The organism is Actinomadura viridis (assembly GCF_015751755.1).
GTDB classification, from domain to species: Bacteria; Actinomycetota; Actinomycetes; order Streptosporangiales; family Streptosporangiaceae; genus Spirillospora; species Spirillospora viridis.
Genome location: NZ_JADOUA010000001.1, coordinates 6,774,899 through 6,799,276, shown reverse-complemented (window position 1 = coordinate 6,799,276; position 24,378 = coordinate 6,774,899). Strand labels below are relative to the sequence as shown.

At 70.5% G+C, this 24,378-nt stretch carries 25 protein-coding genes and 1 tRNA gene; 14 read left to right on the top strand and 12 right to left on the bottom strand.

Annotated features, from left to right (window positions below):
• Positions 1–516: 516 nt before the first annotated feature.
• From IW256_RS41605 to IW256_RS42885, 4 genes are all read left to right on the top strand, one after another.
• Positions 517–1,647 (top strand): hypothetical protein, encoded by a 1,131-nt coding sequence (locus tag IW256_RS41605; protein WP_307829230.1) that lies wholly within the window; start codon positions 517–519, stop codon positions 1,645–1,647.
• The gene (locus IW256_RS30770; RefSeq protein WP_231403997.1) at positions 1,647–2,498 is read left to right on the top strand and encodes a MauE/DoxX family redox-associated membrane protein; all 852 of its coding nucleotides are present in this window, start codon (positions 1,647–1,649) and stop codon (positions 2,496–2,498) included. The genes IW256_RS41605 and IW256_RS30770 overlap by 1 nt, the downstream gene beginning before the upstream one ends.
• Positions 2,499–2,974: 476 nt before the next feature.
• Positions 2,975–3,469: a recombinase family protein gene (locus tag IW256_RS30765; protein ID WP_197014285.1), complete on the top strand. Its 495-nt coding sequence runs from the start codon at positions 2,975–2,977 to the stop codon at positions 3,467–3,469.
• The gene (locus IW256_RS42885; RefSeq protein ID WP_197014284.1) at positions 3,459–4,976 is read left to right on the top strand and encodes a S1 RNA-binding domain-containing protein; all 1,518 of its coding nucleotides are present in this window, start codon (positions 3,459–3,461) and stop codon (positions 4,974–4,976) included. The genes IW256_RS30765 and IW256_RS42885 overlap by 11 nt, the downstream gene beginning before the upstream one ends.
• Before the next feature lie 742 nt (positions 4,977–5,718).
• Here IW256_RS42885 and IW256_RS30755 read toward each other — a convergent pair.
• Positions 5,719–6,915 carry an ATP-binding protein gene (locus IW256_RS30755; protein WP_197014283.1) on the bottom strand — a complete coding sequence of 399 codons (1,197 nt, stop codon included), beginning with the start codon at positions 6,913–6,915 and terminating at the stop codon, positions 5,719–5,721.
• Positions 6,916–7,249: 334 nt separating this feature from the next.
• Positions 7,250–8,260 (bottom strand): pirin family protein, encoded by a 1,011-nt coding sequence (locus tag IW256_RS30750; protein ID WP_197014282.1) that lies wholly within the window; start codon positions 8,258–8,260, stop codon positions 7,250–7,252.
• Between the two features lie 254 nt (positions 8,261–8,514).
• Between IW256_RS30750 and IW256_RS30745 the strand changes: the two genes are divergently transcribed.
• The 3 genes from IW256_RS30745 to IW256_RS30735 all read left to right on the top strand — a co-directional run bounded on the left by IW256_RS30745 (position 8,515) and on the right by IW256_RS30735 (position 11,269).
• Positions 8,515–9,744 carry an NAD(P)/FAD-dependent oxidoreductase gene (locus IW256_RS30745; protein WP_197014281.1) on the top strand — a complete coding sequence of 410 codons (1,230 nt, stop codon included), beginning with the start codon at positions 8,515–8,517 and terminating at the stop codon, positions 9,742–9,744.
• Between the two features lie 18 nt (positions 9,745–9,762).
• Positions 9,763–10,719: a sigma-70 family RNA polymerase sigma factor gene (locus IW256_RS30740; RefSeq protein WP_307829229.1), complete on the top strand. Its 957-nt coding sequence runs from the start codon at positions 9,763–9,765 to the stop codon at positions 10,717–10,719.
• Positions 10,720–10,807: 88 nt separating this feature from the next.
• The gene (locus IW256_RS30735; RefSeq protein WP_197014279.1) at positions 10,808–11,269 is read left to right on the top strand and encodes a MarR family winged helix-turn-helix transcriptional regulator; all 462 of its coding nucleotides are present in this window, start codon (positions 10,808–10,810) and stop codon (positions 11,267–11,269) included.
• A gap of 64 nt (positions 11,270–11,333) precedes the next feature.
• On the opposite strand, the gene IW256_RS30730 is transcribed toward IW256_RS30735, so the two are convergent.
• Complete coding sequence (locus IW256_RS30730) at positions 11,334–11,792, bottom strand: hypothetical protein (protein ID WP_231403996.1); 459 nt, start codon at positions 11,790–11,792, stop codon at positions 11,334–11,336.
• A gap of 182 nt (positions 11,793–11,974) precedes the next feature.
• Between IW256_RS30730 and IW256_RS30725 the strand changes: the two genes are divergently transcribed.
• Entirely contained in the window at positions 11,975–12,691 is a 717-nt protein-coding gene (locus IW256_RS30725) for a M15 family metallopeptidase (RefSeq protein ID WP_231403995.1), read from the top strand.
• A gap of 11 nt (positions 12,692–12,702) precedes the next feature.
• Here the strand turns inward: IW256_RS30725 and IW256_RS30720 are convergent, their stop codons facing one another.
• Together IW256_RS30720 and IW256_RS30715 are read right to left on the bottom strand one after the other, a co-directional pair.
• Positions 12,703–12,873, bottom strand: coding sequence for a hypothetical protein (locus tag IW256_RS30720; RefSeq protein WP_197014277.1), 171 nt, complete (start codon positions 12,871–12,873; stop codon positions 12,703–12,705).
• A 33-nt stretch (positions 12,874–12,906) separates the two neighbouring features.
• Complete coding sequence (locus IW256_RS30715; protein WP_307829228.1) at positions 12,907–13,773, bottom strand: alanyl-tRNA editing protein; 867 nt, start codon at positions 13,771–13,773, stop codon at positions 12,907–12,909.
• A gap of 96 nt (positions 13,774–13,869) precedes the next feature.
• Here IW256_RS30715 and IW256_RS30710 point away from each other — a divergent pair.
• A tRNA-Ser gene (locus IW256_RS30710) sits at positions 13,870–13,959 on the top strand.
• Between the two features lie 94 nt (positions 13,960–14,053).
• Here the strand turns inward: IW256_RS30710 and IW256_RS30705 are convergent.
• A complete protein-coding gene (locus IW256_RS30705; protein ID WP_197014275.1) occupies positions 14,054–15,007 on the bottom strand; it encodes an Lrp/AsnC family transcriptional regulator in 954 nt (317 codons plus the stop codon).
• An 85-nt stretch (positions 15,008–15,092) separates the two neighbouring features.
• Here IW256_RS30705 and IW256_RS30700 point away from each other — a divergent pair, with 85 nt between their 5' ends.
• Together IW256_RS30700 and IW256_RS30695 are read left to right on the top strand one after the other, a co-directional pair.
• On the top strand, positions 15,093–15,968 hold the full coding sequence (locus tag IW256_RS30700; RefSeq protein ID WP_197014274.1) for a VOC family protein: 876 nt from the start codon (positions 15,093–15,095) through the stop codon (positions 15,966–15,968).
• A complete protein-coding gene (locus IW256_RS30695; protein ID WP_197014273.1) occupies positions 15,965–17,338 on the top strand; it encodes a carboxylesterase/lipase family protein in 1,374 nt (457 codons plus the stop codon). Before IW256_RS30700 ends, IW256_RS30695 begins: the two co-directional genes overlap by 4 nt.
• Positions 17,339–18,002: 664 nt before the next feature.
• Here IW256_RS30695 and IW256_RS30690 read toward each other — a convergent pair.
• The 6 genes from IW256_RS30690 to IW256_RS30665 all read right to left on the bottom strand — a co-directional run bounded on the left by IW256_RS30690 (position 18,003) and on the right by IW256_RS30665 (position 21,165).
• Entirely contained in the window at positions 18,003–18,566 is a 564-nt protein-coding gene (locus tag IW256_RS30690) for a dihydrofolate reductase family protein (RefSeq protein ID WP_197014272.1), read from the bottom strand.
• A 192-nt stretch (positions 18,567–18,758) separates the two neighbouring features.
• A complete protein-coding gene (locus IW256_RS30685; RefSeq protein WP_307829227.1) occupies positions 18,759–19,118 on the bottom strand; it encodes a VOC family protein in 360 nt (119 codons plus the stop codon).
• 156 nt (positions 19,119–19,274) lie between these two features.
• A complete protein-coding gene (locus tag IW256_RS30680) occupies positions 19,275–19,559 on the bottom strand; it encodes a hypothetical protein (protein ID WP_197014271.1) in 285 nt (94 codons plus the stop codon).
• Between the two features lie 189 nt (positions 19,560–19,748).
• The gene (locus IW256_RS30675; RefSeq protein ID WP_197014270.1) at positions 19,749–19,967 is read right to left on the bottom strand and encodes a hypothetical protein; all 219 of its coding nucleotides are present in this window, start codon (positions 19,965–19,967) and stop codon (positions 19,749–19,751) included.
• Positions 19,968–19,987: 20 nt separating this feature from the next.
• Positions 19,988–20,584 carry a cadmium resistance transporter gene (locus IW256_RS30670; RefSeq protein WP_197014269.1) on the bottom strand — a complete coding sequence of 199 codons (597 nt, stop codon included), beginning with the start codon at positions 20,582–20,584 and terminating at the stop codon, positions 19,988–19,990.
• Positions 20,581–21,165: a TetR/AcrR family transcriptional regulator gene (locus IW256_RS30665; RefSeq protein ID WP_197014268.1), complete on the bottom strand. Its 585-nt coding sequence runs from the start codon at positions 21,163–21,165 to the stop codon at positions 20,581–20,583. The genes IW256_RS30670 and IW256_RS30665 overlap by 4 nt, the downstream gene beginning before the upstream one ends.
• Before the next feature lie 72 nt (positions 21,166–21,237).
• On the opposite strand from IW256_RS30665, the gene IW256_RS30660 reads away from it, so the two are divergent.
• The 3 genes from IW256_RS30660 (at position 21,238) to IW256_RS30650 (ending at position 24,004) form a co-directional block, all read left to right on the top strand.
• Entirely contained in the window at positions 21,238–21,654 is a 417-nt protein-coding gene (locus IW256_RS30660) for a VOC family protein (RefSeq protein WP_197014267.1), read from the top strand.
• A gap of 133 nt (positions 21,655–21,787) precedes the next feature.
• Positions 21,788–22,582 carry a metallophosphoesterase family protein gene (locus IW256_RS30655; RefSeq protein ID WP_197014266.1) on the top strand — a complete coding sequence of 265 codons (795 nt, stop codon included), beginning with the start codon at positions 21,788–21,790 and terminating at the stop codon, positions 22,580–22,582.
• A 315-nt stretch (positions 22,583–22,897) separates the two neighbouring features.
• Positions 22,898–24,004: a S8 family peptidase gene (locus tag IW256_RS30650; protein ID WP_307829225.1), complete on the top strand. Its 1,107-nt coding sequence runs from the start codon at positions 22,898–22,900 to the stop codon at positions 24,002–24,004.
• Positions 24,005–24,378: the final 374 nt, after the last annotated feature.

The following is a 24,378-nucleotide window of genomic DNA, read 5'->3' as shown; positions in this document are numbered from 1 at the left end:
AATCCATCGATAGCCAGGTCAAGGGCACCAGTCCTTGACACGCTGTACCTCTACCCACCGTCATGATTGAAGATCGAAAACGGAGTGACGCCAATGTCGCTTTCCCCTCTCCGGCAGGCACGGCGGCGTCGCACATATCGGGAAGCGGTACTCGGAACGCTCCAGCGCTCGCCCGTCCCCGCGTCCGCCGACCTCACCATGGGGGCGCCCTGCCCGCCGCGCGTGGTGGCGGGCTTGATTTTGGAGGTCGGCCCAGACTTCCTGCTGCTGGATACGGCGCCCCGCCCCTACCCCCGGATGCTGGACGCGGCCCGCGCGGATTCCCGTCTGCGGGACGCCGCGGCCCGCGCTGACTCCCTCGCATGGCCTGCCGGCTCCCCTGTGTGGCCTGCGGAGGCCGCCCCCGGCCTCCCGCCGCCGTGGGAGACCAGCCCCGTCAGGCTCTCCCTGACCTCGGCCACCACCGTCTGGCACGCCGGCCCCGCGGACTTCCGTGCGTTGCGGCCAGGGCGCGAGGTGATCGTACGGCCCGTCCCCGATGGCGACGGCGCCGAACGGATCTGGGTGGACATCGGCCGCATCACCGGAACGATCATTGCCTTCAACGCGAACGCCATCGAGGTGGACATGGGACCGCATCGCGGACGAACCTCCGTGGTGATCCCGCCGCAGGCCCTCGGGCCCATCCTCGTCCGCCACCCGAGACTCGAACCGGGATACCTGATCGACGTCATCTGCGTGTGCTCCCCGGACGGCCCGCAGGCGGTTCGGCCCGGCACCTCGCAGCCCGGCTACCGCCCGGCCGACCTCGCCCCGCCCGAACCCGGCGCCCCCGTCCCCGACGTCCTGCACGGAACCGCGACCTGGTTCGGCGGCGCCACGTACGAGGTCCCCACCGGCACCACCTGTGCCCCGCCCGCGCGTCCCCATGCTCAAACCGCCGCCGCAGGCCGTCACCGCCGGACGCGACCACCGGCGCCGGGGCGGCAGGGGCGAGGTCACCGCTTCGTCTCCGCCCGGCCCGCTCCACCGGATCACGTGCCGCCCGGCCGCGCCGAGCACCCGACGAACCCGCACGACGCGAGCCCGTACGACGACGCGAGCCCGTACGACGACGCTGGCCCGCATGACGCCGGGTCGTACGGCGCTGGCCCGTACGGCGCTGGCCCGCATGACGCCGGGTCGTACGGCGCTGGCCCGTACGGCGCTGGCCCGTACAACGCAGGCCCGTACAACGCAGGCCTGTGCAGCGCGGGCTCGTACGACGCAAGCCCGTACAGCGCGGGCCCGGCCTTCCTCCTGAACGGCGAACCGGGCGTCGCGTTCCCGGCGGTGGACACCGAAGGCGGCGGCTGCACCGACGCGCCTCCCGCAGGTTGCGTCGCGCTGCCCTACCTCTCCCTCGGCAGCGAACTGATGCTCCGCAACGAGTGCGCCGGGCGTGCCGCCGCCCTGCCGGTGATCGAATGCGGCTGTGTCGCGGCCCGCTACTGCGACCGGTGCGTCGAATGCGCGACCTCCCCGCGCGGGCGCCTCGCCGAGCTGACGCCCGCCGCGTTCGTCGGCCTCGGAGGTGACCTGGACAGGGGCTGCTTCAACGCCGCCCTGTGGCATGGCGCTCCCCGCGTCGCGAGGGACCGGACGTGATGGACGCCATCCAGAACACCCAGGTCGTGCTGCTGTCCGCCGTCCTGCTGGCCGCGGCCGTGGCCAAACTCGTCGTCCGCGCCCCGGCCGCCTCGCCCGAACATGTGCACGGGGTACCCGTGCCGGGGAGGCTCCGACGGGCGACCGCGCTGCGGCAGAGCCGTCCGGTGATGGTCGGCATCGGCCTTGGCGAAGGCACCCTCGGGCTTGCCCTCCTCCTCACCCCGCACGTGTCGGTGCGGCTGGCGACGACCGTGGCGTTCACCGCCGCGACCTGGGTCGTCGGCGAACTGCGGGTGCACCGGCCCGACGCCGGCTGCGGCTGCTTCGGAGGGCTGAGCACCAGGCGCGTCGGCCGCCGGAGCGTTCTGCGCGCGCTGCTGTTCACGGCGGCGGCGGTCGTGTCGCTCGGCGCGCCGGTCGCCGGAGCCGAGACGCTGCGCGAGGGCTCATTCCAGGTGGTGGCGGTGCTCACGCTGGAACTGGCCCTCTTCGCCGCGCTCTCCCCGGAACTCTCCACCCTCGCCGAACGGTCGCGCGTACGGCGGCGCGGTCAGGCCACGCCCTGCGAACGCCGTCGCAGCTCTCTCGCGGAGACGTACTCGACCCTGTACGGCAGCGAGACCTGGAGGGCCTCCGAGCACGCGATCACCAGTCCGGTGCCCCTGGACGTGTGGCGCGAGGGCTGCTGGCGGTTCGTGGTCTTCCCCGCCCGCGTGGACGGTCGCGACACAGAGATCATCTTTGCCGTCTCGACGGCCGAACGGAACCGGACCGTACGAACGGCCACCCTCCCGACCGAGAACAAGCCAGAACACGACACCGCCGCAGGCCACCTGGCCACCCGCTGATCGCTGATCGCTGATCGCTAATCGCTGATCGCTGATCGCTGATCGCTGATCGCTGATCGCTGATCGCTGATCGCTGATCGCTGATCGCTGATCGCTGATCGCTGATCGCTGATCGCTGATCGCTGATCGCTGATCGCTGGCCGCGGGCCGGGCGCCGCGATCCGCGCGAATGGCGCGGAGGGACTGGTCCGCGAGGAGGATTCGGGCCGGATTCTGGCGGTGGCCCGCTGCGGCGAGTGGCCCAGCCTCTGTACTGGGTGATCTCAGGAAGGAACAGTCCATGATCGCCAAGGAGGAGCCGACCGACGTGTAACGGCGGCCGGCGGGAGCGCCACTTCATGATCCGCCAGGGGCATCCCCGCCCCCTTTCTCCCCGACCCTGAGCCCGGCCGTTTCGCCCCTTTGCAGCGTCGCCTCGTTCAGGGTTGCCCGGTGATCCGTTCGGTGACCGGGGCTATCCGTACACTCGTGTGTCCATGAGTGGACTGAAGGCAGGCTACGCCCGCTGCTCCACCGACATGCAGGACCTCACCGCCCAGAAGGACATGCTCCTCGATCTCGGCGTGATCGGGGACCGCATCGTCGTCGACGAGGGCTTGACCGGCCCCGAGCGCGAGCGTCCCGGCCTGGACCAGGCCCTGGCGGCCGTACGGGCCGGCGACACGCTGGTGGTGCCGACGCTGGACCGCCTCGCCCGCTCGGTGCCCGCCCGCGACAACGGCGACTCTCCGGTCGCCCGCGCGGTGGCCCTGTCCCTGGTCGGGCAGCCGTACGACCCCACCGATCCGATGGGCAAGAAGCGACCCAAGCTCACCGCTCGCCGGCGGACGCACCTGGTCCAGCAGCATCAGTCCGGTAAGGACACCATCGCAGACCTCGCTGAGCTCTTCTCCGTCAGCCGTGCCACGGCGTATCGAGTCCTCGAACGCCACCAGGCCCCAGCCGTCCCTCCAACCGCCGGTGGGCGGTGACGTGCTCCCTTACGTCTACCAGGTCACCAAGTACGACCCTGCCGACCGTGATCAGCACGGCCACTACACCGGCGACGAGCCCGCGACCAGCGACCACGGGCCGATCGAAGCCGCCTACCTGCAGGCCGTTGCCGCTTTCGCCGCAGACGCCGGCGTCGACCACTTGGCCATCCGGGAGCCGCAGGTAGGCGGCTTTGTCCACTTCGGGCTGGAGCCTCCCGTTGACGGCCACGGTCTGGACGGTCTCTTCCCGGAGGGCCTCGCAGGGTTCTACGACGGTGCTCTGGTGTCGATCGAGGTCGGTCTGGAACTCGTCCGGGCCATGCTGCGCGACAACGGCGCCTGGTGCCGGCTGGAGGTGGACGGAGTGTTCACCGTGCACGTTGGCTGGGACCAGTACCTCTACGTCGGCAGCAGCCGGCCCTGCGAATCGGCGCTGGCCCGCGCTCGCTCGCTCGGGCTGTTCCCGGAACGGCGGGACGCATCGCCGTACGATTTCGCGCCGGACGATCCGCTGCAGGTGCAGCGCCCGGCGGACGCCGACTTCTGGGCTCGCGTGCGCTGGGCGGTCAGCGCCCAGCGCGCCACCTTCCTGGAGGAGAACCACGTCTATAACGGCACCCGGTGGCACCGCCTCACCCGTGACACGATCGAGGCGGTGCGCTCCCGCTTGGCCCCCCGCGCCCGGCTAGCGGTCTGGCCCGACCTGCTCACCGACGTCGACGCGGCCATGGCCGCACTGGCCGACGAGGACTTGGTGGAAGTCATCTGGGAAGATCACGATGGACGGATCACCAGCACGGTCGTGGACGAGACCCGATTCGAGGCGGTGTCCTGCCGGATCGCTGGTGCTCGAGCCGCCGGAGTCCTGTCGCTGGTCGTCGATGAGCGGCAACCGTTGTTCACGGCAGTGCTTCCCGACAGCGACGGTGTTCTCCGGGCACGCTGGCAGACCGAGGCGACGCCCAGTGACCGCGACTGGGCCTTCCTGAAGACCCTGAAGCGCGGCCAGGTCGTCACCGGCAGGGTGACGGCCATTGCCGGTTTCGGCGTCACCTTCGTGGACATCGGCGGCTTCACCGCGATGATCAATATTCCTGAGCTGTCCTGGCGTCCGTTCGACCACCCGTCCGACATCGTCAGCGTCGGTCAGGAGATCACGGCCCAGGTTCTCGATGTCGACATGATCTGGGAACGGGTTCCGCTGTCGCTCCGAGCACTGCAGGAGGACCCGTGGCCGCAGCTGGCACAGCGGATCGGGGAGGTGGTGACCGGACCGGTCACCAAGATCGTGCCGTTCGGTGTCTTCGTCCGCATCGAGGACCGTGCGGACGGCTTCGAAGGGCTGGTGAACGCCAGCGAGCTGGAGGAATCGCCTGACGATGCCATCGCAGTCGGCGACTCCCTCACCGTGAGGATCCTCGACGTCGACTTGGTGCGGCGCTGGATCGTCCTGTCGCACAAGCACGTTGCCGAAGCCGGCACAGAGGAGCGCCGTCGCCTCTGACTGCCGGATGCGGCCAGTCCTCGCACGGCGAGGTGCCAGGACCGCCGGGACTATGAAACAGAGCCCACCCCGTGAGGTGGCGAGAAGGGGACGGCTCCGCCTATGTCTTTATAGGCATCTCTAGAGTCCTCCTTAGAAAGGCGTAGAGAAGGTCATCGAGCATGACTGGGAAATATATGGCTCTCTAGTGCTGGAGCTAGAGACGCATATATTTCTGTGTGCGGGCAGGTCGATGCGGTTCTCTAGGCCGTTCTAGCTCTCACGCTAGGGAGCGGTAGAGAGTCCTGAACGGGTTTGTGGGCGCCCACCTGGGATCGGGGTGCTGGTGCGAGGTGGACGGGGGAACGGCTCGGCCGGAGGGCGAGGGTGAGGTGCTTGCTCGGCTCTCGCACCTGCCTCCGGTGGGAAGGGATGCAGGAGCCGAAGGCACGCGGGGGTGAAAAGGACGCGAGACGTCGTAGCCTCCAGGGACGCGGACTTCAGGGACGTGGGCCTCGATGAGCGTGGGCCTCCAGAAATGCGGATCAGGCGGATCAAGCGGATCAGGCGGACCCCAGGTGGACCAGTGCGTCAGCCGCACTACCAGCACCACCTCGGTCAGGCGGTCGTGCGGGGCGGACAGTCCAGCAGGTCAGACAGGCCAGCAGGTCAGACAGGCCAGCAGGTCAGATGGGGCAGCGGGGCGGACAGGTCAGCGGGGCGGACAGGTCAGCGGGGCGGACAGGTCAGCGGGGCGGACAGGTCAGGCGGGTTGGGAGCGGAGGAACTTCCCGAAGTGGGGGACGGTGAAGGCGACCAGTCCGCGTTCGGCGCTGTAGATGAGTCCCTTCTTGATCAGGCCGTCGCGGGCGGGGGACAGGCTGGAGGGCTTGCGGCCCAACTCCTCGGCGACCGCGGCGGTGGGGACGGGGTCGTCGCCCAGCATCGCCATGGCGCGCATGTAGTCGCGTTCGGCCGGGGTGGCACGCTCGTAGCGGCTGCCGAAGAAACCGACCGCCAGCTCGCTCTCCGCCTCGGGCGCCGCGACCTTGATGTCGTCGGCGGTGATGGGGGTGTCGGGGGCGACGTCCCAGACCACCTTGGCGTAGGCCTGCACGAAGTACGGGTAGCCGTCGGCCGCGCCGTACAGGGCGTCCAGGGCCTCGGGAGTGAACGTGACCTGCTCGCGTTCGGCGGGGGCCATCAGCGCGTGGTCGGCGGACTCACGGTCGAGCCGGTCGATGCGCGCGTAGCGGAAGAGGCGCTCGGAGTAGGACTTGCTGGCCGACAGGACGGCGGGCAGGTGGGGGAGGCCGGCGCCCACCACGATCAGGGGGCCGCCGATCTGGGACAGCTCGTGGCAGGCGGCGCACAGCGCCGAGACGTCGTCGGCGGGGATGTCCTGCATCTCGTCGACGAACAGGGCGATGCCGACGCCGACATCGGTGGCGACCGACGCGGCGTCCACGAACAGTTCGGTGAGGTCGATCTCCAGATCGCCGGAGTCGGCGCGGCCCCGGGAGGCGGGCACGTCGATCCCGGGCTGCCAGCGGTGGGCTCGCGCCTTGGCCCGGCCGCCGGCCGGCTCCTCGCCGGCCTGGGCGAACGCCTTGAGCACGCCGAGGAACCCCTCGATGCGATCCGGCGCGCGGTGGCGGGGCGCCAGCTCGCGCACGGCCATGTGGAGGGCGGAGGCGAGGGGCCGCCGGATCGACTGGTCCGGCCGGGCCTCGATCTTGCCCGTGCCCCACAGCCGCTGGATGGCCATCGAACGGAAGGCGTTGAGCAGCACCGTCTTGCCCACGCCGCGCAGCCCTGTGATGATCATGCTGCGTTCGGGGCGGCCGCGGGCTACCCGTTCGAGCACCACCTCGAACTGCTGGAGCTCGCGGTCGCGGCCGGCCAGCTCCGGAGGGCGCTGCCCGGCGCCCGGGGCGTAGGGATTGCGCACGGGGTCCACGCTCTCGGACTCTATGAGGCGGTATAGCTGCGGTCGTAGATTTGCGTAGAAACTCGTACGGCGTGTCGCGTGGGGCTCCCGCCGCCCCCTGCAGCGCGCCGTCGTGTCCTGGCCGATCGTGGTGACCGTCGCCGCCATGTGCCACCTCCCCGGGCGCGCGTGCGTGCGAACGAGCTGGTCGAATCTCTGTTCGACTGTTCGAACACAGTAGCGCATGCGATGCCCGCCGTCACCCGAACCCGCCAACTCGCCACGACGAAACGGCCACCCGTGCGCCGCTCGCGCACGGGTGGCCGTCCATCTGATGAAAGCCCAGGTCAGTAGGGGTTTCTGGTCAGGTCACGTTCTCGTCCGCGCTGGACAGGTGGGGGACCTTCTCGGCGGGGATGGTGCCCATCCGGCCCGCCTGGAAGTCCTCGAACGCCTGGACGATCTCCTCGCGCGTGTTCATGACGAACGGTCCGTACCGGGCGACCGGCTCGCGGATCGGCAGCCCGCCCAGGACGAGGATCTCCCAGCCGTTCCGGCTCGCCTGCGGCTGGCCGTCGGCGGCCCGGAAGACCAGGCCGTCCCCCTCGCCCTTGTGGTGCGAGCCCCCGAAGACCGCCATCTGGCCCTCGTCCAAGGCGATCTCCTCGGTGCCCGCCGTGCCGCGTCCGGACAGGACGTACGCCAGCGCGTTGAACTCCCGCGGCCACGGCAGCGTCAGCCGCGCACCGGGCGCCACGGTCGCGTGCACGTAGTTGATCGGCGTGTACGTGACGCCGGGTCCGTCGTACCCGGCCAGCGAACCGGCGATGACACGCACGATCGACGAGCCGTCGTCGGCCGACAGCAGCTTCACGTCGCGCGCCTCGATGTCCTGGTAGCGCGGCTTGACCCACTTCTGGGCGCGGGGCAGGTTCACCCACAGCTGCACGCCGTGGAAGAGGCCGCCCTTGGCGACGAGTTCCGGCGGCGGCTGCTCGATGTGCTGGATCCCGGAGGCGGCGGTCATCCACTGGGTGCCGCCGTCGGAGATCAGGCCGCCGCCGCCCGTGGTGTCCTGGTGCTGGAACGCGCCGTCGATGATGTAGGTGACGGTCTCGAAGCCCCTGTGGGGGTGCCACGGCGTCCCCTTGGCCTCGCCCGGCGCGTACTCCACCGCGCCCATGTGGTCGAGCAGCAGGAACGGGTCGGCCAGGGCCAGGTTCATCCCCGGGAAGGGGCGCCGCACCTGGAAGCCCTCCCCTTCGAGGTGGCGCTGCGCGGTGACGACCTTGGCGACGCGGCGCCAGTCGGTGCCGGCCTCGGGAAGGCGCGGCAGGCGGGGCAGCGTGAGCGGGTCCGCGAAGACGGCGGGCATGGGACTCTCCTCTGTTCGTCGGCCACCCGGTCGCCGTACGCCGGAACGTCGCGGATCGGAAGCCGGGGCGGTGCTTGCGCGCCGTACAACCTAGTTGAAAGATAAACTATTCCCTCGCGTGAGGGCCCTCGCCCGAGGGTCGTGGCCACCCGCCGCGCCCGCTCTGTGGCCCATGTCACGTGCAGGTCCTGTCAGGAATCGGGGCGCTGTTCCGCTCAAGTCGTCGAGATCAAGCGAACCGATCGGAGCAGCACATGAAGCATCGCATCGTCGTCCTGGGCGCCGGCTATGCCGGGGCGTACGTGGCCGGGAACCTCGCCCGCCGGCTGTCCCCGGTGGACACCGAGATCACCGTGGTCAACGCCGCGCCGGACTTCGTCCAGCGGCAGCGGCTGAACCAGCTTGCGGCCGGCCGGGAAATCGAGGCTCCGAAGCTCGCCGACGTCTTCGCGGGCACGGGGATACGACTGCGCGTGGCCCTTGTCACCGCCATCGACCCCGAGCGCCGGATCGTCGCCGTGGCCGACGCCGACGGCGGCGGCGAGATCGGCTACGACACGCTCCTGTACGCGCTCGGCAGCCACGTCGCCGGCCAGAGCGTCCCCGGCGTGGCCGAGCACGCCTTCAACGTCGCCGACCGGCCCTCGGCGCTGCGCCTGCGCGAGCGCCTGGACAGCCTGGACAACCTGGACGGGCGGGGCGACGGCGGGAGGGTGCTGGTCGTCGGCGACGGATTGACGGGCATCGAGACCGCCACCGAGCTCGCCGAATTCCGGCCCGGCCTGTCGGTGACGCTTCTCGCCCGCGGCGAGCTGGGCGCCCGGCTCTCCGCCGGAGCCCGCGGCCACCTGCGCCGGGCCTGCGGCCGGCTGGGCGTCACCGTTCTGGAGCACACCGCCGTCGAAGCCGTCGAGGCCGCTCAGGTGCGGTGCGCTGACGGCACCGTCCTGGCGTCCGACGCGACCGTGTGGACGGCGGGGTTCGCGGTCAGCCCCATCGCCGCCGCGGGCGGTCTTGAGGTCACCGAAGCCGGTCAGATCGTCGTCGATCGCACCATGCGGTCGGTCTCGCACCCGAACGTCTACGCCATCGGCGACAGCGTCCACACCCTCGGCGACAACGGCCTGCCGTTGCCGATGAACTGCGGTTCGGCCGGCTTCACCGGCCGGCAGGCCATCGAGGCGATCGTGGGCCGCCTGACCGGCCGCAAGATCGCGAACGTCAAGCTCGTCTACCGGTACAACGCCATCAGCCTCGGGCGGCGGGACGGGATCCTGCAGCTGATCGACGACGCGGCGCAGGCGAAGCCGAAGTACGTGGGCGGCCGGAAGGCCGTACGGGTCAAGGCAGGCATTCAAAGGGGGGCGCTGTGGGGCACTTCGCACCCGACCTTCGGCCTGCCCAAGCGCAGGCGCCGCCTGGCCTCCGCGCCGGACGCGGTCGCCGAGCAGGCGGCCGTTTCCGCCGAGAAGCCGGCCGCCTAGCCGCCTAGGGTGGTTCGCGTGGACGGCACCGCCACTGATCGCTTCGACACCCGGCGGTTCGAGGCCGGCCGGAACCGGCTGGCCTCGCTGGCCTACCGGCTGCTGGGCTCCGCCGCCGACGCCGAGGACGCCGTGCAGGATGCGTTCCTGCGCTGGCAGGCCGCCGACCGGCAACGGATCGAGGCGCCGGAAGCATGGCTGACCAGGGTCGTCACCAACCTGTGCCTCGACCGGCTCCGCTCGGCACAGGCCCGCCGCGAACGCAGCGCCGGCGCCTGGCTGCCCGAACCGCTCCTGGACGGCGACCCGATGCTCGGCCCGGCCGACACTTTCGAGCAGCGCGAATCCGTCTCCCTGGCCGTGCTGACTCTCATGGAACGCCTGTCACCCCTCGAGCGGGCCGTCTACGTCCTGCGCGAAGCGTTCGCCCACAGCCACGCCGAAATCGCCGAGATCCTCGACATCACCAAGTCCGCAAGCCAGCAGCACCTCCACCGGGCCCGGAGCCGCATCACCGCCGCGCGCCGCCGCGGCAGCGGCGAAGTCGACCCGGCATCCGCCCGAAGGATCGTCGAGGAATTCTTCGCCGCCGCCTCCTCGGGCCGCACCGAACGGCTTGTGGCGCTGCTCACCGACGACGCGACCGCGATCTCCGACGGCGCCGGCCTGACCGAGACGCTGCTGCGGTACGACACTCCGCAACGTATCGCCGCCATCGCACGGGCCGGCTTCAAACCCACATCCGCGAAACGGCGATTCGCCGGCGGCACGCCCGCCGTCCACTACGCGCTCGTCAACGGCGCCCCCGCCATCCTCTTCGTGCTCGGCGACCATGTCGTCGGCGCCGTGACCTTCGACCTCGCAGGCGGCAAGATCGCAACCGTCCGCGGCATCGCCGCCCCCACCGGCCTCGTCCGCCTCAACGCGGCATGGCGGCAGCGTGAACCGGACACGCCGCTCATCGCCTGGTGGTGACCCCGGCGCCGGCCGCTGGGGGCCCGGCCCCACCCCCGAACCCTGCGGGAGATTAGTTGAAACTTCAATTTTTGCCTATACTGTCGGCATGAGCGAACCACGCTGGCTCGACGCCACCCAGCAGCTTCACTGGCGGGCCTACGTGGACGGCAGCATCAGGCTCAATGAGATCATGGACCGCGACCTCAAGACCAGGCACGGGCTGTCGACCTCCGAGTACGAGATCCTGGTCCGGCTCTCGGAGGCGCCCGACCGGCGCCTGCGCATGGCCGAACTGGCCGCCCACGCCAGCCAGTCCCGCAGCCGCCTGTCGCACACGTGCTCCCGGCTCGAATCCAAAGGCCTGGTCAAGCGGGACGACTGCCCCAACGACAAGCGCGGTGTGTACGCGCACCTCACCGACGAGGGCTTCGCCGTCCTCGAACGCGCCGCCCGCGACCACGTCGAGACGGTCCGTTCCTTCTTCGTCGACGTCGTCGAGCCGGACGACCTGGCGGCGATCGGGCGAGCCTTCACCGCCGTCCTCAAGCGCATCGACCGGACCCGCTGAACGCCCGCGCGGACGGAGGCCCGGCCACGCCCGGCCTCCGTTCCGCCGCCCGGCCCGGTTCCGCCTAAAGGCTGGTCAGACCGGTGAGGAAGCCGACCGACACCAGGGTCAGGAACACCCAGCCCAGCATCATCCCGACCCCGAACGGCCGCCACGACCCGCGCACCTTCACCGCGAGCAGCCCGCCCAGCCCGAAGGCCAGCACCAGCAGCGTCACCATCTGCGGCAGCAGGCTCGGCCGGCTGCTGCTCATCAGCGGCGCGTACATCATCACGGCGTCGACGAACGCGAACGTCAGGAAACCTCCGGCGATCAGCCCGATCTCGCGCGGCGGCGGCGCCTGAAACCGGTTCCGGCGCAGTCGCGTCAGTGGCTCGCCCAGCAGCGGCTCCGCCCGCCCCGTCTCGACCTCCACCGTGGACGCCACCGCGAAGATCTCGTCCTCGAGGCTGGGACGCTCTCCGTCCTCGGGAGCCTCGCCGCGGCGATCGCGCGGGGAGTCCCCTTCCTGAGAATGGCCCATGCCGGCTCCCTGGCCGGGGGAACGCCGGGACAGGTCCCGGCCGGGGGTGAACGATCGGTGCGAGCGTGCTCGCCCCCGTCCCCTTCACGACGGGCACGCCCTCAACGCACGGTAGCGAATACCCCGTGGTCCGCGAAGGCGCCCCGGCATGCGATGCTGCTGTAATGCCAGGTAGAAGGCTATTGATCGGGACTGCCCTCGCCACCGGCCTCACCCTCGCGGTGACCGGATGTGGCCGCGGCGCCCCCGAATCGGACAAGACACGCCAGGCCACCCCGCCCACCGCGACCTCGCCCGGCGGGCCGTCCCCGACCGCCAGCCCGTCACCCCAGGGATTCCAGGCACAGATCAAGAAGGTCACCGCCGGGGACCTCAGGTACTCCTGGCGGAAGGGCTGCCCCGTCGCGCCCTCCGGCCTGCGGATGATCGAGATGACCTACTGGGGCATGGACGACAAGCCGCACGCCGACGGGCGACTGGTGGTCAACGCCAAGCAGGCCGACGAACTGGTCTCGGTCTTCCGCAGGCTGTACGACATGCGTTACCCGATCGCGCGCATGGAGCCGGTGGACGCCTACAAGGGCAGCGACTTCGACTCCATCGAGGCCAACAACACCTCGGCATTCAACTGCCGCAGCGCGACCGGGTCGGGCAACTGGTCCCAGCACGCCTACGGGCTGGCCATCGACATCAACCCGTGCGAGAACCCCTACGTCTCAGCGAGCGGCGGGGTCGCGCACAAGGACTGCGTGAAGTTCAAGAACCGCTCGCGCCGCGATCCCGGGGTCATCCACGACGGTGACCGGGTCGTCAAGGCCTTCGCCAGGATCGGCTGGGGCTGGGGAGGCGACTGGAGCGGCGTCAAGGACTACCAGCATTTCTCCAGCTCGGGCCGCTGACGCCGAACGCCTCAGAGCATCCGGACGACCGCGATCACGACGACCGCGAGGAGGGCGACCCCGACGACGGCGCCGACGATGAGCCCGACGTTGACCGGCTTGGGCTTCTCGGCCGGCCGCTGGGCGGCGAAGTTCTGGAACTGGTGGGTGGTCCCGGCCGGATCATTGGGTGTCTCAGACATGCGGATGAGGGTAACGGATGCCTTCTGCCCCCTTCAGGCGCAATGGCATACCTTCGTCTCGATCACAAGCCCTTCCTCACTGGACTCCAAAGTCACCCCGACCGCGCCCAGCTCTCCCGTACTCGCCACATGGGTACCGCCACAGGGCATCTCGACCGTTCCCTCGGGAAGGGCGCACCGCCACGTCCTCCGCGCCGCGAGCTCCGATGACGGCGCGACCACCCGGACCGGCACGTCGGCGTCCACCCACGTGGCCAGCAGCCCGTTCATCCGTTCCGCGATCTCCGGCAGCTCCCCGGCCAGCCCGTCCCGGTCGAACCCCTTCCTCCGCAGCGAGGAGCCGATCCGGTACGTGTCACGGCTCCCCCGCGCCACGATCCGGGACGAGGTGATCGCCAGCTTGTCGAAGTCGGGACGCCCCAGCCCGTCCACCGCCCGGACCTCCTTGCGCCAGCGCGGAGCCAGCGCCGCGTTCAGCGCCAGCGCCATCAGATGGCACGCCGTATGCCCCTCCGAGAAGGCCCTCCTCCGTTCGGCGTCCACACGCAGGTCCACCGGCACACCCATGGGCAGCGCACGCTCGATCACATGCACCACCACCCAGGCCCACCCGCCGTCCCCGCGCCGCGCCGGGATGTCATCGCCGCAGCGGAGATCCCCGCCGTCCAGCGGCACCGCCCCGGTCAGGCAGTCGACCACCGGGAACTCCAGCTCGTCGACCACGAGCACCCCGGTGTCCGCGGGCTGGTCGGGCCAGGTGTGGTCCAGCGGATGAAAGGGCGTCCGCTCGGTCACCACCCCGCAGCCGCCGTCCATCGCCGCCGTCCCGACCACCCGCGACCGCTCCCATACGGCGCCGGCCGGAAACGTCACCAGGGTCGAGCCCCCGACTCCTCTCACGATCATCGACGCTACCAGCCCGCCCCCGCCGTCCCCGGCCGCCTGAAAGCGCGGTGACCACGCCTCCGCCGACCCGCTATCGTGGTGGCTGCCCGAGGAGGCTTCGCATAGTGGACGAGTGCGGCGGTCTTGAAAACCGCTGAGTCGGTAACCCCGGCTCCGTGGGTTCGAATCCCACAGCCTCCGCTCACCAGCGTCTTCGACGCCACCGACACCGCCGGAGCCGGACTCGCCGTGGACGGCGGCGGCTCCCGGCTCTGACCGCCGGCATTGACGTTCTTCACCGCCCGGTCGGGGCGACGCGTTTGACGTAGGAGGTGATCGGCGCGGTCTCCACGCGTTCGACGCCGTCCAGGGATCCGATCCGGTCACTGAGATAGGTGTAGAGGGCGTCCTCGTCACGGCAGACGGCGATGGCCAGGAGGTTGTGCGGACCGGTGGTCGCACCGACGAAGGCCGCTTCGGAGTCGGCGGCCAAGGCCCCGGCGGTGGCGGCGAGCCGAGAGGGGACGACGGTCAGCCAGATCAGGCACTGGGCCGGGTAACCGAGCACCACCGGATCGACTTCGACATCGAAGCGGACCATACCGGAGCGGCGCAGTTCCTCAAGGCGGCGGCGGACCGCCGACTCCGACCAGCCGACCTGACCCGCCAGCCTCGGGTAGGCGGCACGGCCGTCGGCGGCCAGGGCGGGCAGCAGCCGGCGGTCGAGATCGTTCAGGGCGATCGGCGCCGCGGTGCCGACGGGCGGTGGCCGAAGCGCGGAGACCTGCTCGTCGGTGAGTGCGGAGGTCCGGCCGAACCAGCGGCGTTCCATCAGATGGCGCAGCAACCTGTGCGCCTCCACGCCGAGGATCCGCGGGTGCCGGGTCAGCCCCGCCAGCGGGGCCGCGGTCCCGGCGGGCGCGCGGAGGATGAAGACGATCTCGGTGCCGCTCGACAGCACGGTCACCCAGGCGGTGTCGGGACGTCGCGCCAGTTCCCGGGCCAGGGCGGCGGCGCCGGAGGGCAGTATGCGCAGACGCACGAGCCATTCGGCGTGGCCGAGGCCGCGGCTGTCGACGACGGCCGTGACACGGGCCGTGCCGGTGTCGCGCAGCCGTGCGAAGCGGCGGACGGCCGTACGGTCGGAGACGCCGAGGACCTCGGCGATCCTGCTGAAGGGGGCGCGCCCGTCGAGATGGAGGGCGTGCAGCAGTTGCAGGTCGACCTGCCCGAGCGTGACCGAATCCACCCGGTCAGGGTAGATCGGTGCCGGATCACGGCGTAGCGAGCGCTCTCCGGTGACCGGGCGCGGCCCGGTGGCGCAGCATCGGGGCATGACCGACGACATCCATGGTTTCCACCACACCGGCATCGTCACCCGCGATCTCGACGGGCTCGAGCGCACCTACACCTCGCTCGGCTTCACCCTGAGCCCCCGTTCCCGGCATCTGCTGAACGCGCGTCCGGGGGAGCCGCCGGTCCCGGGGTGCACGGCCAACCGGTGCGCCCTGTTCGGCGGGGCCTACATCGAGCTGCTGGGCATCGTGGACGACTCCGCGCCCGACCCCTGGCACACCAAGGCGATGGTCGAGGAGTACGAGGGGTTCCGGCTGCTCAACTTCGACACCGGCGACGCCGAGGCCACCGACCGTCGGCTGTCCGGTGCCGGTCTGCGCACCTCTGGCGTCCTTGACCTCGAACGCGACGTCGACACCGAGGACGGGACCCGCACCATGCGGGCCCGCGCCGTCCACCTCGACCCCCGTTCGACCCCCGAAGGCCATGTGGGGATCGCCCAGCACCTCACCCGCCACTACGTGCATCAGCCGCGCTACCTCCACCATCCCAACGGCGCCCGCGCCATGGAGGCGGTGCTGCTCGTCGTCGACGACGCAGCCTTCGAGGCGGCCGTCTCCCGGTACGCCCGCATCCTGCAGACCGCACCCGGGCAGCGGGGGCCTCGCACGGTGCTGGACCGGAAGGCCGGGCGCCTTGAGATCATCCGGAGTTCGGACGCGGAGGAGGTGCTGCCGGGAGAGCCCGTCCCGGCCGCGTCCTATCCCGCCGCCATGACCATCGTGGTCGACGACGCCGCCGCCGCTCGCACTTTCGTCGAGGGCGCCGGCACCGCCACCCGCACGGTCGACGACGGTTTCTTCGTGTCCGCCCGGCACGCCTGCGGCGCCGGCCTGTTCTTCACCGCCCGATGATCGTCGAAACGGCCGCGGGCCGGGTCCGCGGCGTACCCGACGGGCCGCTCACCGCCTTCCGCGGGATTCCCTACGCGAGCGCCGTCCGCTTCACCGCCCCCGAGCCGGTGCGGCCGTGGCCCGGAGTACGGGACGCCGCCGTGCCGGGCCCGGCCGCTCCCCAGCCCCCGTCCCGCTTGGAACGCGTGATGGGTGGCTTCCAGATCCCCCAGTCCGAGGAATGCCTGACGCTGAACGTGTGGGCGCCGCCGGGTGAGGGCCATCCGGTCCTGGTGTTCGTGCACGGCGGTGGCTTCACCAGCGGCTCGGGCGGGCTGGACTGGTACTCCGGCGCCGAACTGGCCGCTCAAGGTGACCTGGTCGTGGTGACTCTCAACTACCGCCTGGGCGTGCTCGGCTTCCTGCGGCTGCCCGGGGTTAGCGAGGGGAACCTGGGACTGCTCGACCAGCTCGCCGCGCTGCGCTGGATCCGCGACAACATCTCCGCCTTCGGCGGCGACCCCGGCAACGTGACGGTGGCGGGCCAGTCCGCCGGCGCCCAGTCGATCCTGGCGCTGCTGTCCGGCGAGCACGCCCGGGGGTTGTTCGGCCGCGCCATCCTGCAGAGCACGCCCGCCGGCATGCTCCCTGCCCCGCCGGCCGAGGCCGAACGTACCGGCCTCCTGCTCCTGGACGAACTGGGCATCGAACCCGGCCGTGCCGCGCGGCTCGCCGACGTCCCGGCCGCCGACCTGCTGGCGGCCCAGGGCGCCGTCGCCCGCCGCACCGCCGTCCCGCTCAGCGCCGTCCCGCCGTTCCAGCTGGTCGCCGACGGCGACCTGGTGGCGGCCGATCCCGTTGCGGAGGTGGGCAGGCGCGCCGCCGACGGCGTGCGCCTGCTGATGGGCACCACTCGCGACGAGGCGGCGGCGTTCCACGCGCTCGACGACCGGGTGGCGGCGCTCGGCCCGGACGAGTTGGCGCGCATCGCCGCCCGCTGGTTCGGCGACTCCGGCCGCGCGGCACCGAACGGCCGGACGACCACCCGGATCGCCGTCGACATGGCCACCGAACAGATGTTCCGCGAACCGGCCATCCGCCTGGCACGGTCACTCATCGACAACGGAGCCGCGCCCTGGCTGTACCAGTTCGACTGGCACCCGCCGCACAGCCCCTATGGCGCCTGCCACTGCATCGAGCTGCCCTTCGTTCTCGGGACCGCCGCCGCCTGGCGGGACGCGCCTATGCTCGACGGTGCCCCGCCCGCCGGCCTCGTCCGCGAAGTACGCCGTTCCTGGACCGGCTTCGTCCGCCAGGGCGACCCCGGCTGGGAGGTCGGCACCACCTACCACTTCACCGGGCCTCCAAGCCTCCCACCCCACCAAGGTTGACCCATGCGCGGCCCCCCGGACTTCTCCTGGTCCCCATGGGGGGCTTGCGCCTATGCGGGCGCGCTCTTGCTTCGGGGAGAGGCCGCCGAAGCGGGCGCACCGCCCAAGCGTGAACTCCGCTTCGCGTTCATTGAGGCCGCTCGCGAAGAACTCGGTATGGCGAGCGAGCCATTGAGGCGGGATCCTCCCGCACGAGAGCTCGACCAGTAGGCGGGCTTGTCGCCGGGGCGGCCGTGAACGGTGGCGAGTCGGTCGACGTCGCCGGGGTCCCGAGCCGCTCCGTGGGTTCGCATTCCACAGCCTCCGCTCACCAGCGTCTTCCCAGGCCGAACCTCTGGCAACCGGCCGGCCGCCACCAGGCAGCCAGAGCACCATCGATCGGGTTGGACGCCAACTTGGTCCACCCCGGCGAGCCGAAGGCGGTGGCGCGAAAGCCACCGCCCACGCCCGGCCGCCCGGCTCACGGCCGTCGCAGAGTATGCGCCCGCCTAGTTGGAGCCCGCCAGAGGGGGCAGGTTCGAACATGCCTCCGGCGGGGGCCTCCGACTACCGGAGCTCGGGGCTGAGGTGCGCTAGCGCCAGTCACACCTCATCGCAGCGAACAGCTCGACCTTGCTCCGGGGCATACCGCCGCTCCAGACAAGCCCCTCTAAAAGGAACGCGCTCAGCGCCTCGTCTCGTACCTGGTCACGACCACGCCGCCGGGGAACGTCCGCGTCTCCACCAGGTTCAGGTTCACCCAGCTTTCCAGCGCGGTGAAGAACGGTGCGCCGCCGCCCACGAGGACCGGATGGGTGACGATCTCGTACTCGTCGATCAGCCCGGCCCGCATGACCGCCCCGGCGAGCGTCGCGCCACCGACCCTCATCGGCCCGCCGTCCTCGGCCTTGAGCCGGGTGACCTCGGCGATCGCGTCGCCGGTGACCAGGCGGGTGTTCCAATCGACCTTGTCGATCGTTGAGGAGAACACCACCTTCGGCGTGTCCCGCCAGTTGCGCGCGAACTCGATCTGCGCCGGGGTGGCGCCCGGCTGCTGGTCGCCCGTCGGCCAGTAGGCGCTCATGTTCTCCCACAGTCGGCGCCCATACAGAAGCAGGCTGATCGCCAGCTCCTGTTCGAGCCACCACTGGAACAGCTCATCGTTCGGCTCGCTCCAGCCGAGGTCGTCGCCGGGCGCGGACACGTAGCCGTCCAGGGTCAGGTTCATGCCGTAGATCAGTTTCCGCATTGCGCCATGCCTTCCGTCAGTCGGTCTCGGAAGACTAGACGGGGCCAGCGGAGAAAACTGATCGGTGCGCAGGCCGTTCGTACGGACCCGGGGCTCCTGGCCCTCGCTCAAGACTTCCAAGCCGCTCGTCCCGTACACCTTGGTTCGTGATGGGCGACAGCGCGATCTGCTACCTCTGCCCCGGAGGCCGGCTCAGCGAAGCTCGCCGGTGATGATCCACAGGTGACCGAAAGGATCACGGATGCGGCCCGAGCGCTTTCCATAGGGCCGGTTCTCGATCGGCACGACCACCTCGGCGCCGTGAGCGATCATGCGTTCGCCGACTCCGTCCGGGTCGTCGACCTCGATTTCGAGGAGGACCGCGGAGCCGCCGAGATCGTCAGGTGAGAGCCATCCCCACGCGGAGACGGCCGGCGAGAGCTGGAAGGTCGAGGCACCGATGCGGTGATCGATCATGGTGGGCCGGCCATCGTCGCCCGGCGGGGCACGGAACACCTGCTCGGCGCCGAGAGCGTCCTGGTAGAACGCCGAGGCGCCGTCCGGGTCGGGCACGATGAGACGAGGAGAGAAGCGGATACCTGGTGCCATGCCCCCCATCGTGGGGTCGGGTGGCCGACAGGGTCTTGGAGATTTGGGAACTGCCCGAGGCTGCTCCCTGCCGGGCCGTCGGCGTTCACGTCGATCAACCGGGCGTGTTCTCGATCAGGGTCACATCCCACCGCCTTCCAGGAAGCGCTTCACCACCTCGGCCGGCATCTCGTCCATCCAGCCTTTCCAGTGGTACGTCCACAGGGGCCCGTCATCCTCCGAGTGAGCCTCGCGCTTGTACACGCCCTTACGGAGTCCTTCGACCGGCCCGTGGGTGCGCGATTGCAGGCCCTGCGTCGCCAGGATGTACGGCGGGAAGCCGTTGTGGGGGAGGTCATACTCAGGGGCTTTGCGCTGCCCGTCGAAGGGGCCGCCGACATACTCGGCATAGCCGTGGGAGGTCATGAAGGCCATAGTGCCCGATGCGTCGCCAGCCGTCCGAGCCCCGGCGGCGCGGCGTAGCGGTCCATGTCGGCGAGTATGGCGTACTGACCCACCAGGTTCCGGAGGGCGCCCGCATCGAGTGGGCGCCACTGCTCGCTTGAGGGGTCGCACATCGCGGACGCAGCGCTGGGCTGGGCTTCCGCGGAAGGGTCAGGTGGCGCCTTCGTCGAACGCCCGCGCCACCCTCTCCCGTACCTGGCGCCACAGATCCCTGTCGTCCGACGGGTCCAGGCCCTCGGCCCGGTACACCGCCTCCGTGAACGCGTCCACGTCCGGCGGCGGTGAGGCGCGGAGCGCGGCCTGGTCGTCCGGGGGCAGGCAGAACCCGAGGTCGACGCACAACTCGTGGAGCAGGGAGGGGACATCCATGAGACCCATGGTGGCCCGGTTCAGAGGATCCGGCCCAGGACTCCGGACTCGACGATGATGAGTGCGCCGATGGCTATGAACACGACGGGGACGAGCCAGGCGCCGTAGCGCTCGACGATCTCGATGATCTTCTTGTGCGAGCCCAGGCGGGACGCGGCCAGGCACCACAGGGCCACGCCGGCTGCGAACACGGCGATGGTGACGGCGGTGGGGCCGGCGCCGATCGTCCGGAAGACCGGTGTGTAGACCGCGATGTTGTCCGCGCCGTTGGCGATGGTGACTCCGGCGACGGAGAGCACGCCGGAGGCGATGGCCGGGGAGGTGCCGCCGTCGCCCGCCCGGACCGCGGTGACGAGGCCGCGCACGCCCAGGGCGAACGGGATCAGGCCGAGGAGGCCCACCCAGACGTCCGGCACGATCGTCAGGCCGAGCGCGGCGATCAGGGAGAGGGCCACCAGCGCGGCGATCCCCGCGTACTGGCCGGCCCAGATCCGCCATGGCTCCGGGGCGCCGCCGGTCCGGTACGTCAGGAAGAGCACGGTCAGCACGATGAGGTCGTCGATGTTGGTGCCGGCGAACATCCCGGCGGCGGTGACGATCGTGGTGTGGAGGTTCATGCGGTACGGAGGGCTTCCAGCAGCCGTGCCAGGGCGGCCTGGGTGTCGGGGAGGCTCGCGGGGTCGCCGGTCGAGGCCAGCCAGAGTGCCGCCTCGTTCATCGCGCCCGACAGCAGGTGGGTGAGCGGGGCGACCGGCTGGGGGGCGATCACTCCCGCGCCGATGAGTTCGGTGAGCGCCTCGGCCAGGTGCCGGGCCGAGGTCTGCTCGTCCAGCGCGCGCCACTCGTTCCAGCCCAGGACGGCGGGGCCGTCGACGAGCATGATCCGCTGGACGCCGGGCGCGGTGCTCGCGGCGAGGAACGCCCGGCAGCCCGCGGTCAGCCGGGTCCACGGGTCGTCGTGGGCGTCGGCCGTCCGCGCGACCGTCTCGCCCACCTCCCGCTGCACCTGTTCCAGGACGGCCCGGAACAGGTCGGCCTTGCTCGCGAACAGGTGGTAGAGGGCGCCCTTGGTGACCCCGGCGGCCTCCACGATCTCCGACAGGCTGACCGCGCCGTAGCCGCGGTCGGCGAACAGGAGCCTGCTCACGCGCAGCAGTTCCTGCCTGGTCCGCTCCCGCTGCTGTGCCCTGACGCTCAACGGCCCTCCTTGACATACCGGCGGTATGCCAATATACCTTCACATACCAACGGTATGTGAAAGGGGTCGACCATGAACCTGACCAGCTTCTATCCGGTGATCTGCACCTCCCGCCTCGATGAGTCCAAGGACTTCTACATTCGGCTGCTGGGGTACACGACGACGTTCGAGGCCGACTGGTACGTGAGCCTGAAGTACGCGGGGACGCCGTCCTACGAACTCGCGCTGCTCGACCACACCCACCCGACGCTGCCCGAGGCCTACCGCCGTCCCGTCCAGGGGCTGCTGCTGAACTACGAGGTGGAGGACGTGGACGCCGAGTGGGAGAGGCTCGTCGTGAGGGAGGGGCTGAAGCCCGAACTCGAACTCCGTGACGAGGACTTCGGGCAGCGGCATTTCATCGTGGCCGACCCGAACGGGGTCCTCATCGATGTCATCACCCCCATCGAGGCCGCTGCCGACTACGCCGCCCAGTACGTGGACGCGTGACGGCCGCACGCCTGAGCCCGGAGGGGTCGTTCCGGCCGATTCAGGACGCACGGGCATCCTGACGGCGCGAGGATCGGACGCGACGAAGCGCTTCGCGGCGGGACGTGACGCCGGTCTGGAACGGAGTGGGGACATGCGTGTGGTGGACGGTACGTGCACGACCATCGCGTCGCTGCCCTATTCACGCGCCCGGACGGGAGGGGGGACGGAGGCGGCGAGCCTGCCGGTCCAGCGGATCCGGGTCGGGGCCGTGCCGGACGGGTGCGACGCCCTCCTGGTCGCGGGTGATCTCCAGGGGGTCGCCGTCTCTCCCTGGGGCGGTGATCCGGTCCTGCTGGGCATCGCGGTCGCCGATTACCTCGAGGTGTGGGCCGGGGAGGGTCTCCTCCCCCCTCCCGGACGCCTCGGGGTCGTGCTCACGGGCGATCTGTACTCGGCCCCTGGAGCCGACCGGCGGGGGGCGACCGGTGCGGTCGCGGACGTCTGGCTGGCGTTCGCCGCGATGGGTGCGCCGCTCCTGGTGGGAGTGGCGGGCAACCACGACGTCGTCTCCGCCGGCGAGGCCGCAGAGGTGGGCGCCGCGCTCCTCGACGGGCACTGCGTCGAACGGGGCGGGACGCGTTTCGGCGGGGTGGGCGGGATCATCGGGGACCCTCGGCGGCACGGCCGGAGCCCCGAGTCCGGCTTCCTCGCGCGGCTCGACCGCGTCCTGGACGAGGAGCCGTCCGTGCTCGTCCTCCACGAAGGTCCCGCGGGGGACGGGCCGGGTCAGCCCGGCAACGCGCGCGTCCGGGAACGGGTGGCCGTACGGCCGCCGCCGCTGACGGTGTGCGGCCATGTCCATTGGAGACAGCCAGTCGCGGCCCTGGGGAACGGCCATATCGTCAATGCGGATGATCGCCTCGTGCTGCTGACCTCCGGCAGTTGATCGCCGTTTACGCAGGTCGGATGCATTGGAACGAGGCAAATAACGTCACCCGGCGGTCAGGTGCCGCCTCCGGGGATTCCCCCTATTATTACCGGCTTTCTCGTACTTGAAACGAGGCTGGGCGCATCGAACATTTAATGGCCTTGAATGTTGAATTCTGTGGCCATCGAAGTCGTTGACGCAGCTCGCGTATCTGATCAGCATTCTCATCAATCGACCATGCGAGCAGGTCGCCCCCGGCGGCCGCTCCTCCGGATCGGAGTTTCGATGAGAAGGCGCCTCCCACTGGTAACGGTCCTGGCCGCAGGGCCGCTCGTGGCCGTCCTTGCGACTCCCGCCCAGGCCGTCACCGTCACCGCCCCCCTCGCCATGGCCCAGCCCGGACAGGGCATCGAAGGCCAGTACATCGTGACCTTGAAGAAGGGCGTGTCGGTCGACGAGACCGTCACCAAGCGCGGCATCAGCACCAAGCACCGCTTCGGCAAGGTGCTGAACGGCTTCGCCGCCAAGCTCAGCGCCGCCCAGCTCGAACGCCTGCGCAAGACCCCCGGTGTCCTCGGGGTCGAGCAGGACGGCATCATCCGGGCCAGCGCGACGCAGACCAACCCGCCGTCGTGGGGTCTGGACCGGATCGACCAGACGAACCTGCCGCTGTCCAACAGCTACACCTACAACCGCACGGGCGCGGGGGTGACGGCGTACATCATCGACACCGGCATCGCCACCTCCCACTCCAACTTCGGCGGGCGGGCGAGCAACGTCTACGACGCCTTCGGCGGGAACGGGCAGGACTGCAACGGCCACGGCACGCACGTCGCCGGGACCGTCGGCAGCAGCTCCTACGGCGTCGCCAAGGGCGTCAACCTGCGCGGCGTGCGCGTGCTCGACTGCTCGGGCAGCGGCAGCTTCTCGGGCGTCATCGCCGGCATGAACTGGGTGGCCTCCAACCACGCCAAGCCTGCCGTCGCGAACATGTCCCTGGGCGGCGGCTACTCGTCCTCGGTCAACTCCGCCGCCAACAGCCTCGCCTCGTCCGGCGTCTTCCTGGCCGTGGCCGCGGGCAACGAGAGCCAGCCGGCCTGCAACGTGTCGCCCGCCAGCGCGGCCAACGCCACCACGGTCGCGGCCAGCACCCGTACGGACGCCAGGGCGACCTACAGCAACTACGGCGGCTGCGTGGACCTGTACGCGCCCGGGTCCGGCATCACCTCCACCTGGCTGAACGGCGGCACCAACACCATCAACGGGACCTCGATGGCATCGCCGCACGTGGCCGGTGTCGGGGCGCTCTACAAGGCCACCTACGGTGACGCGTCGTACTCCACGATCCGCAGCTGGCTGACGTCCAACGCCACCAGCGGCGTGATCACCGGCAACCCGTCCGGCACCCCGAACCTGCTCCTCAACAAGCGCTCTCTCTGATCTCGCCGGTCTCGCGAGAAAGCGCTCGGCCCCGGCGTCCGACCAGCGGACGCCGGGGCCATATCTTTCTGGCCGTACGGATGGCATTTCAGAATTGCTACCGATGCGTTAGTGCAATGTCAACTGATCGCCAGTCGCGATCAATGATCGCGTTCACCGCTCCAGGTGTGACAAAAGCCGCTTACGCCTACTTATTGGGCGGCCGTGCAAAAATGACGGCCGTACCGGGCGAGGACTGCCATAACGCGGCCCTGATGTGCGCCTCCTCGACCACGCCGGACGCGTGGTCGGGCACGACCGGGTGGTGTGCCGTCAGCCGGTGCATGAGGCGTTCCCAGTGCCGACTTCCTGACAAACGCTGGCGATGAGCGCGT

Excerpts from the sequence above, each read along its gene's own strand:
- IW256_RS30700 (WP_197014274.1), top strand. The coding sequence starts at position 15,093 with ATGACCGACGACATCCATGGTTTCCACCACACCGGCATCGTCACCCGC.
- IW256_RS30735 (WP_197014279.1), top strand. The coding sequence starts at position 10,808 with ATGAGCGAACCACGCTGGCTCGACGCCACCCAGCAGCTTCACTGGCGG.
- IW256_RS30765 (WP_197014285.1), top strand. The coding sequence starts at position 2,975 with ATGAGTGGACTGAAGGCAGGCTACGCCCGCTGCTCCACCGACATGCAG.
- IW256_RS30720 (WP_197014277.1), bottom strand. The coding sequence starts at position 12,873 with ATGTCTGAGACACCCAATGATCCGGCCGGGACCACCCACCAGTTCCAG.
- IW256_RS30690 (WP_197014272.1), bottom strand. The coding sequence starts at position 18,566 with ATGCGGAAACTGATCTACGGCATGAACCTGACCCTGGACGGCTACGTG.
- IW256_RS30680 (WP_197014271.1), bottom strand. The coding sequence starts at position 19,559 with ATGACCTCCCACGGCTATGCCGAGTATGTCGGCGGCCCCTTCGACGGG.
- IW256_RS30745 (WP_197014281.1), top strand. The coding sequence starts at position 8,515 with ATGAAGCATCGCATCGTCGTCCTGGGCGCCGGCTATGCCGGGGCGTAC.
- IW256_RS30655 (WP_197014266.1), top strand. The coding sequence starts at position 21,788 with ATGCGTGTGGTGGACGGTACGTGCACGACCATCGCGTCGCTGCCCTAT.
- IW256_RS30670 (WP_197014269.1), bottom strand. The coding sequence starts at position 20,584 with ATGAACCTCCACACCACGATCGTCACCGCCGCCGGGATGTTCGCCGGC.
- IW256_RS30675 (WP_197014270.1), bottom strand. The coding sequence starts at position 19,967 with ATGGATGTCCCCTCCCTGCTCCACGAGTTGTGCGTCGACCTCGGGTTC.
- IW256_RS30695 (WP_197014273.1), top strand. The coding sequence starts at position 15,965 with ATGATCGTCGAAACGGCCGCGGGCCGGGTCCGCGGCGTACCCGACGGG.
- IW256_RS30730 (WP_231403996.1), bottom strand. The coding sequence starts at position 11,792 with ATGGGCCATTCTCAGGAAGGGGACTCCCCGCGCGATCGCCGCGGCGAG.
- IW256_RS30660 (WP_197014267.1), top strand. The coding sequence starts at position 21,238 with ATGAACCTGACCAGCTTCTATCCGGTGATCTGCACCTCCCGCCTCGAT.
- IW256_RS30750 (WP_197014282.1), bottom strand. The coding sequence starts at position 8,260 with ATGCCCGCCGTCTTCGCGGACCCGCTCACGCTGCCCCGCCTGCCGCGC.
- IW256_RS30770 (WP_231403997.1), top strand. The coding sequence starts at position 1,647 with ATGGACGCCATCCAGAACACCCAGGTCGTGCTGCTGTCCGCCGTCCTG.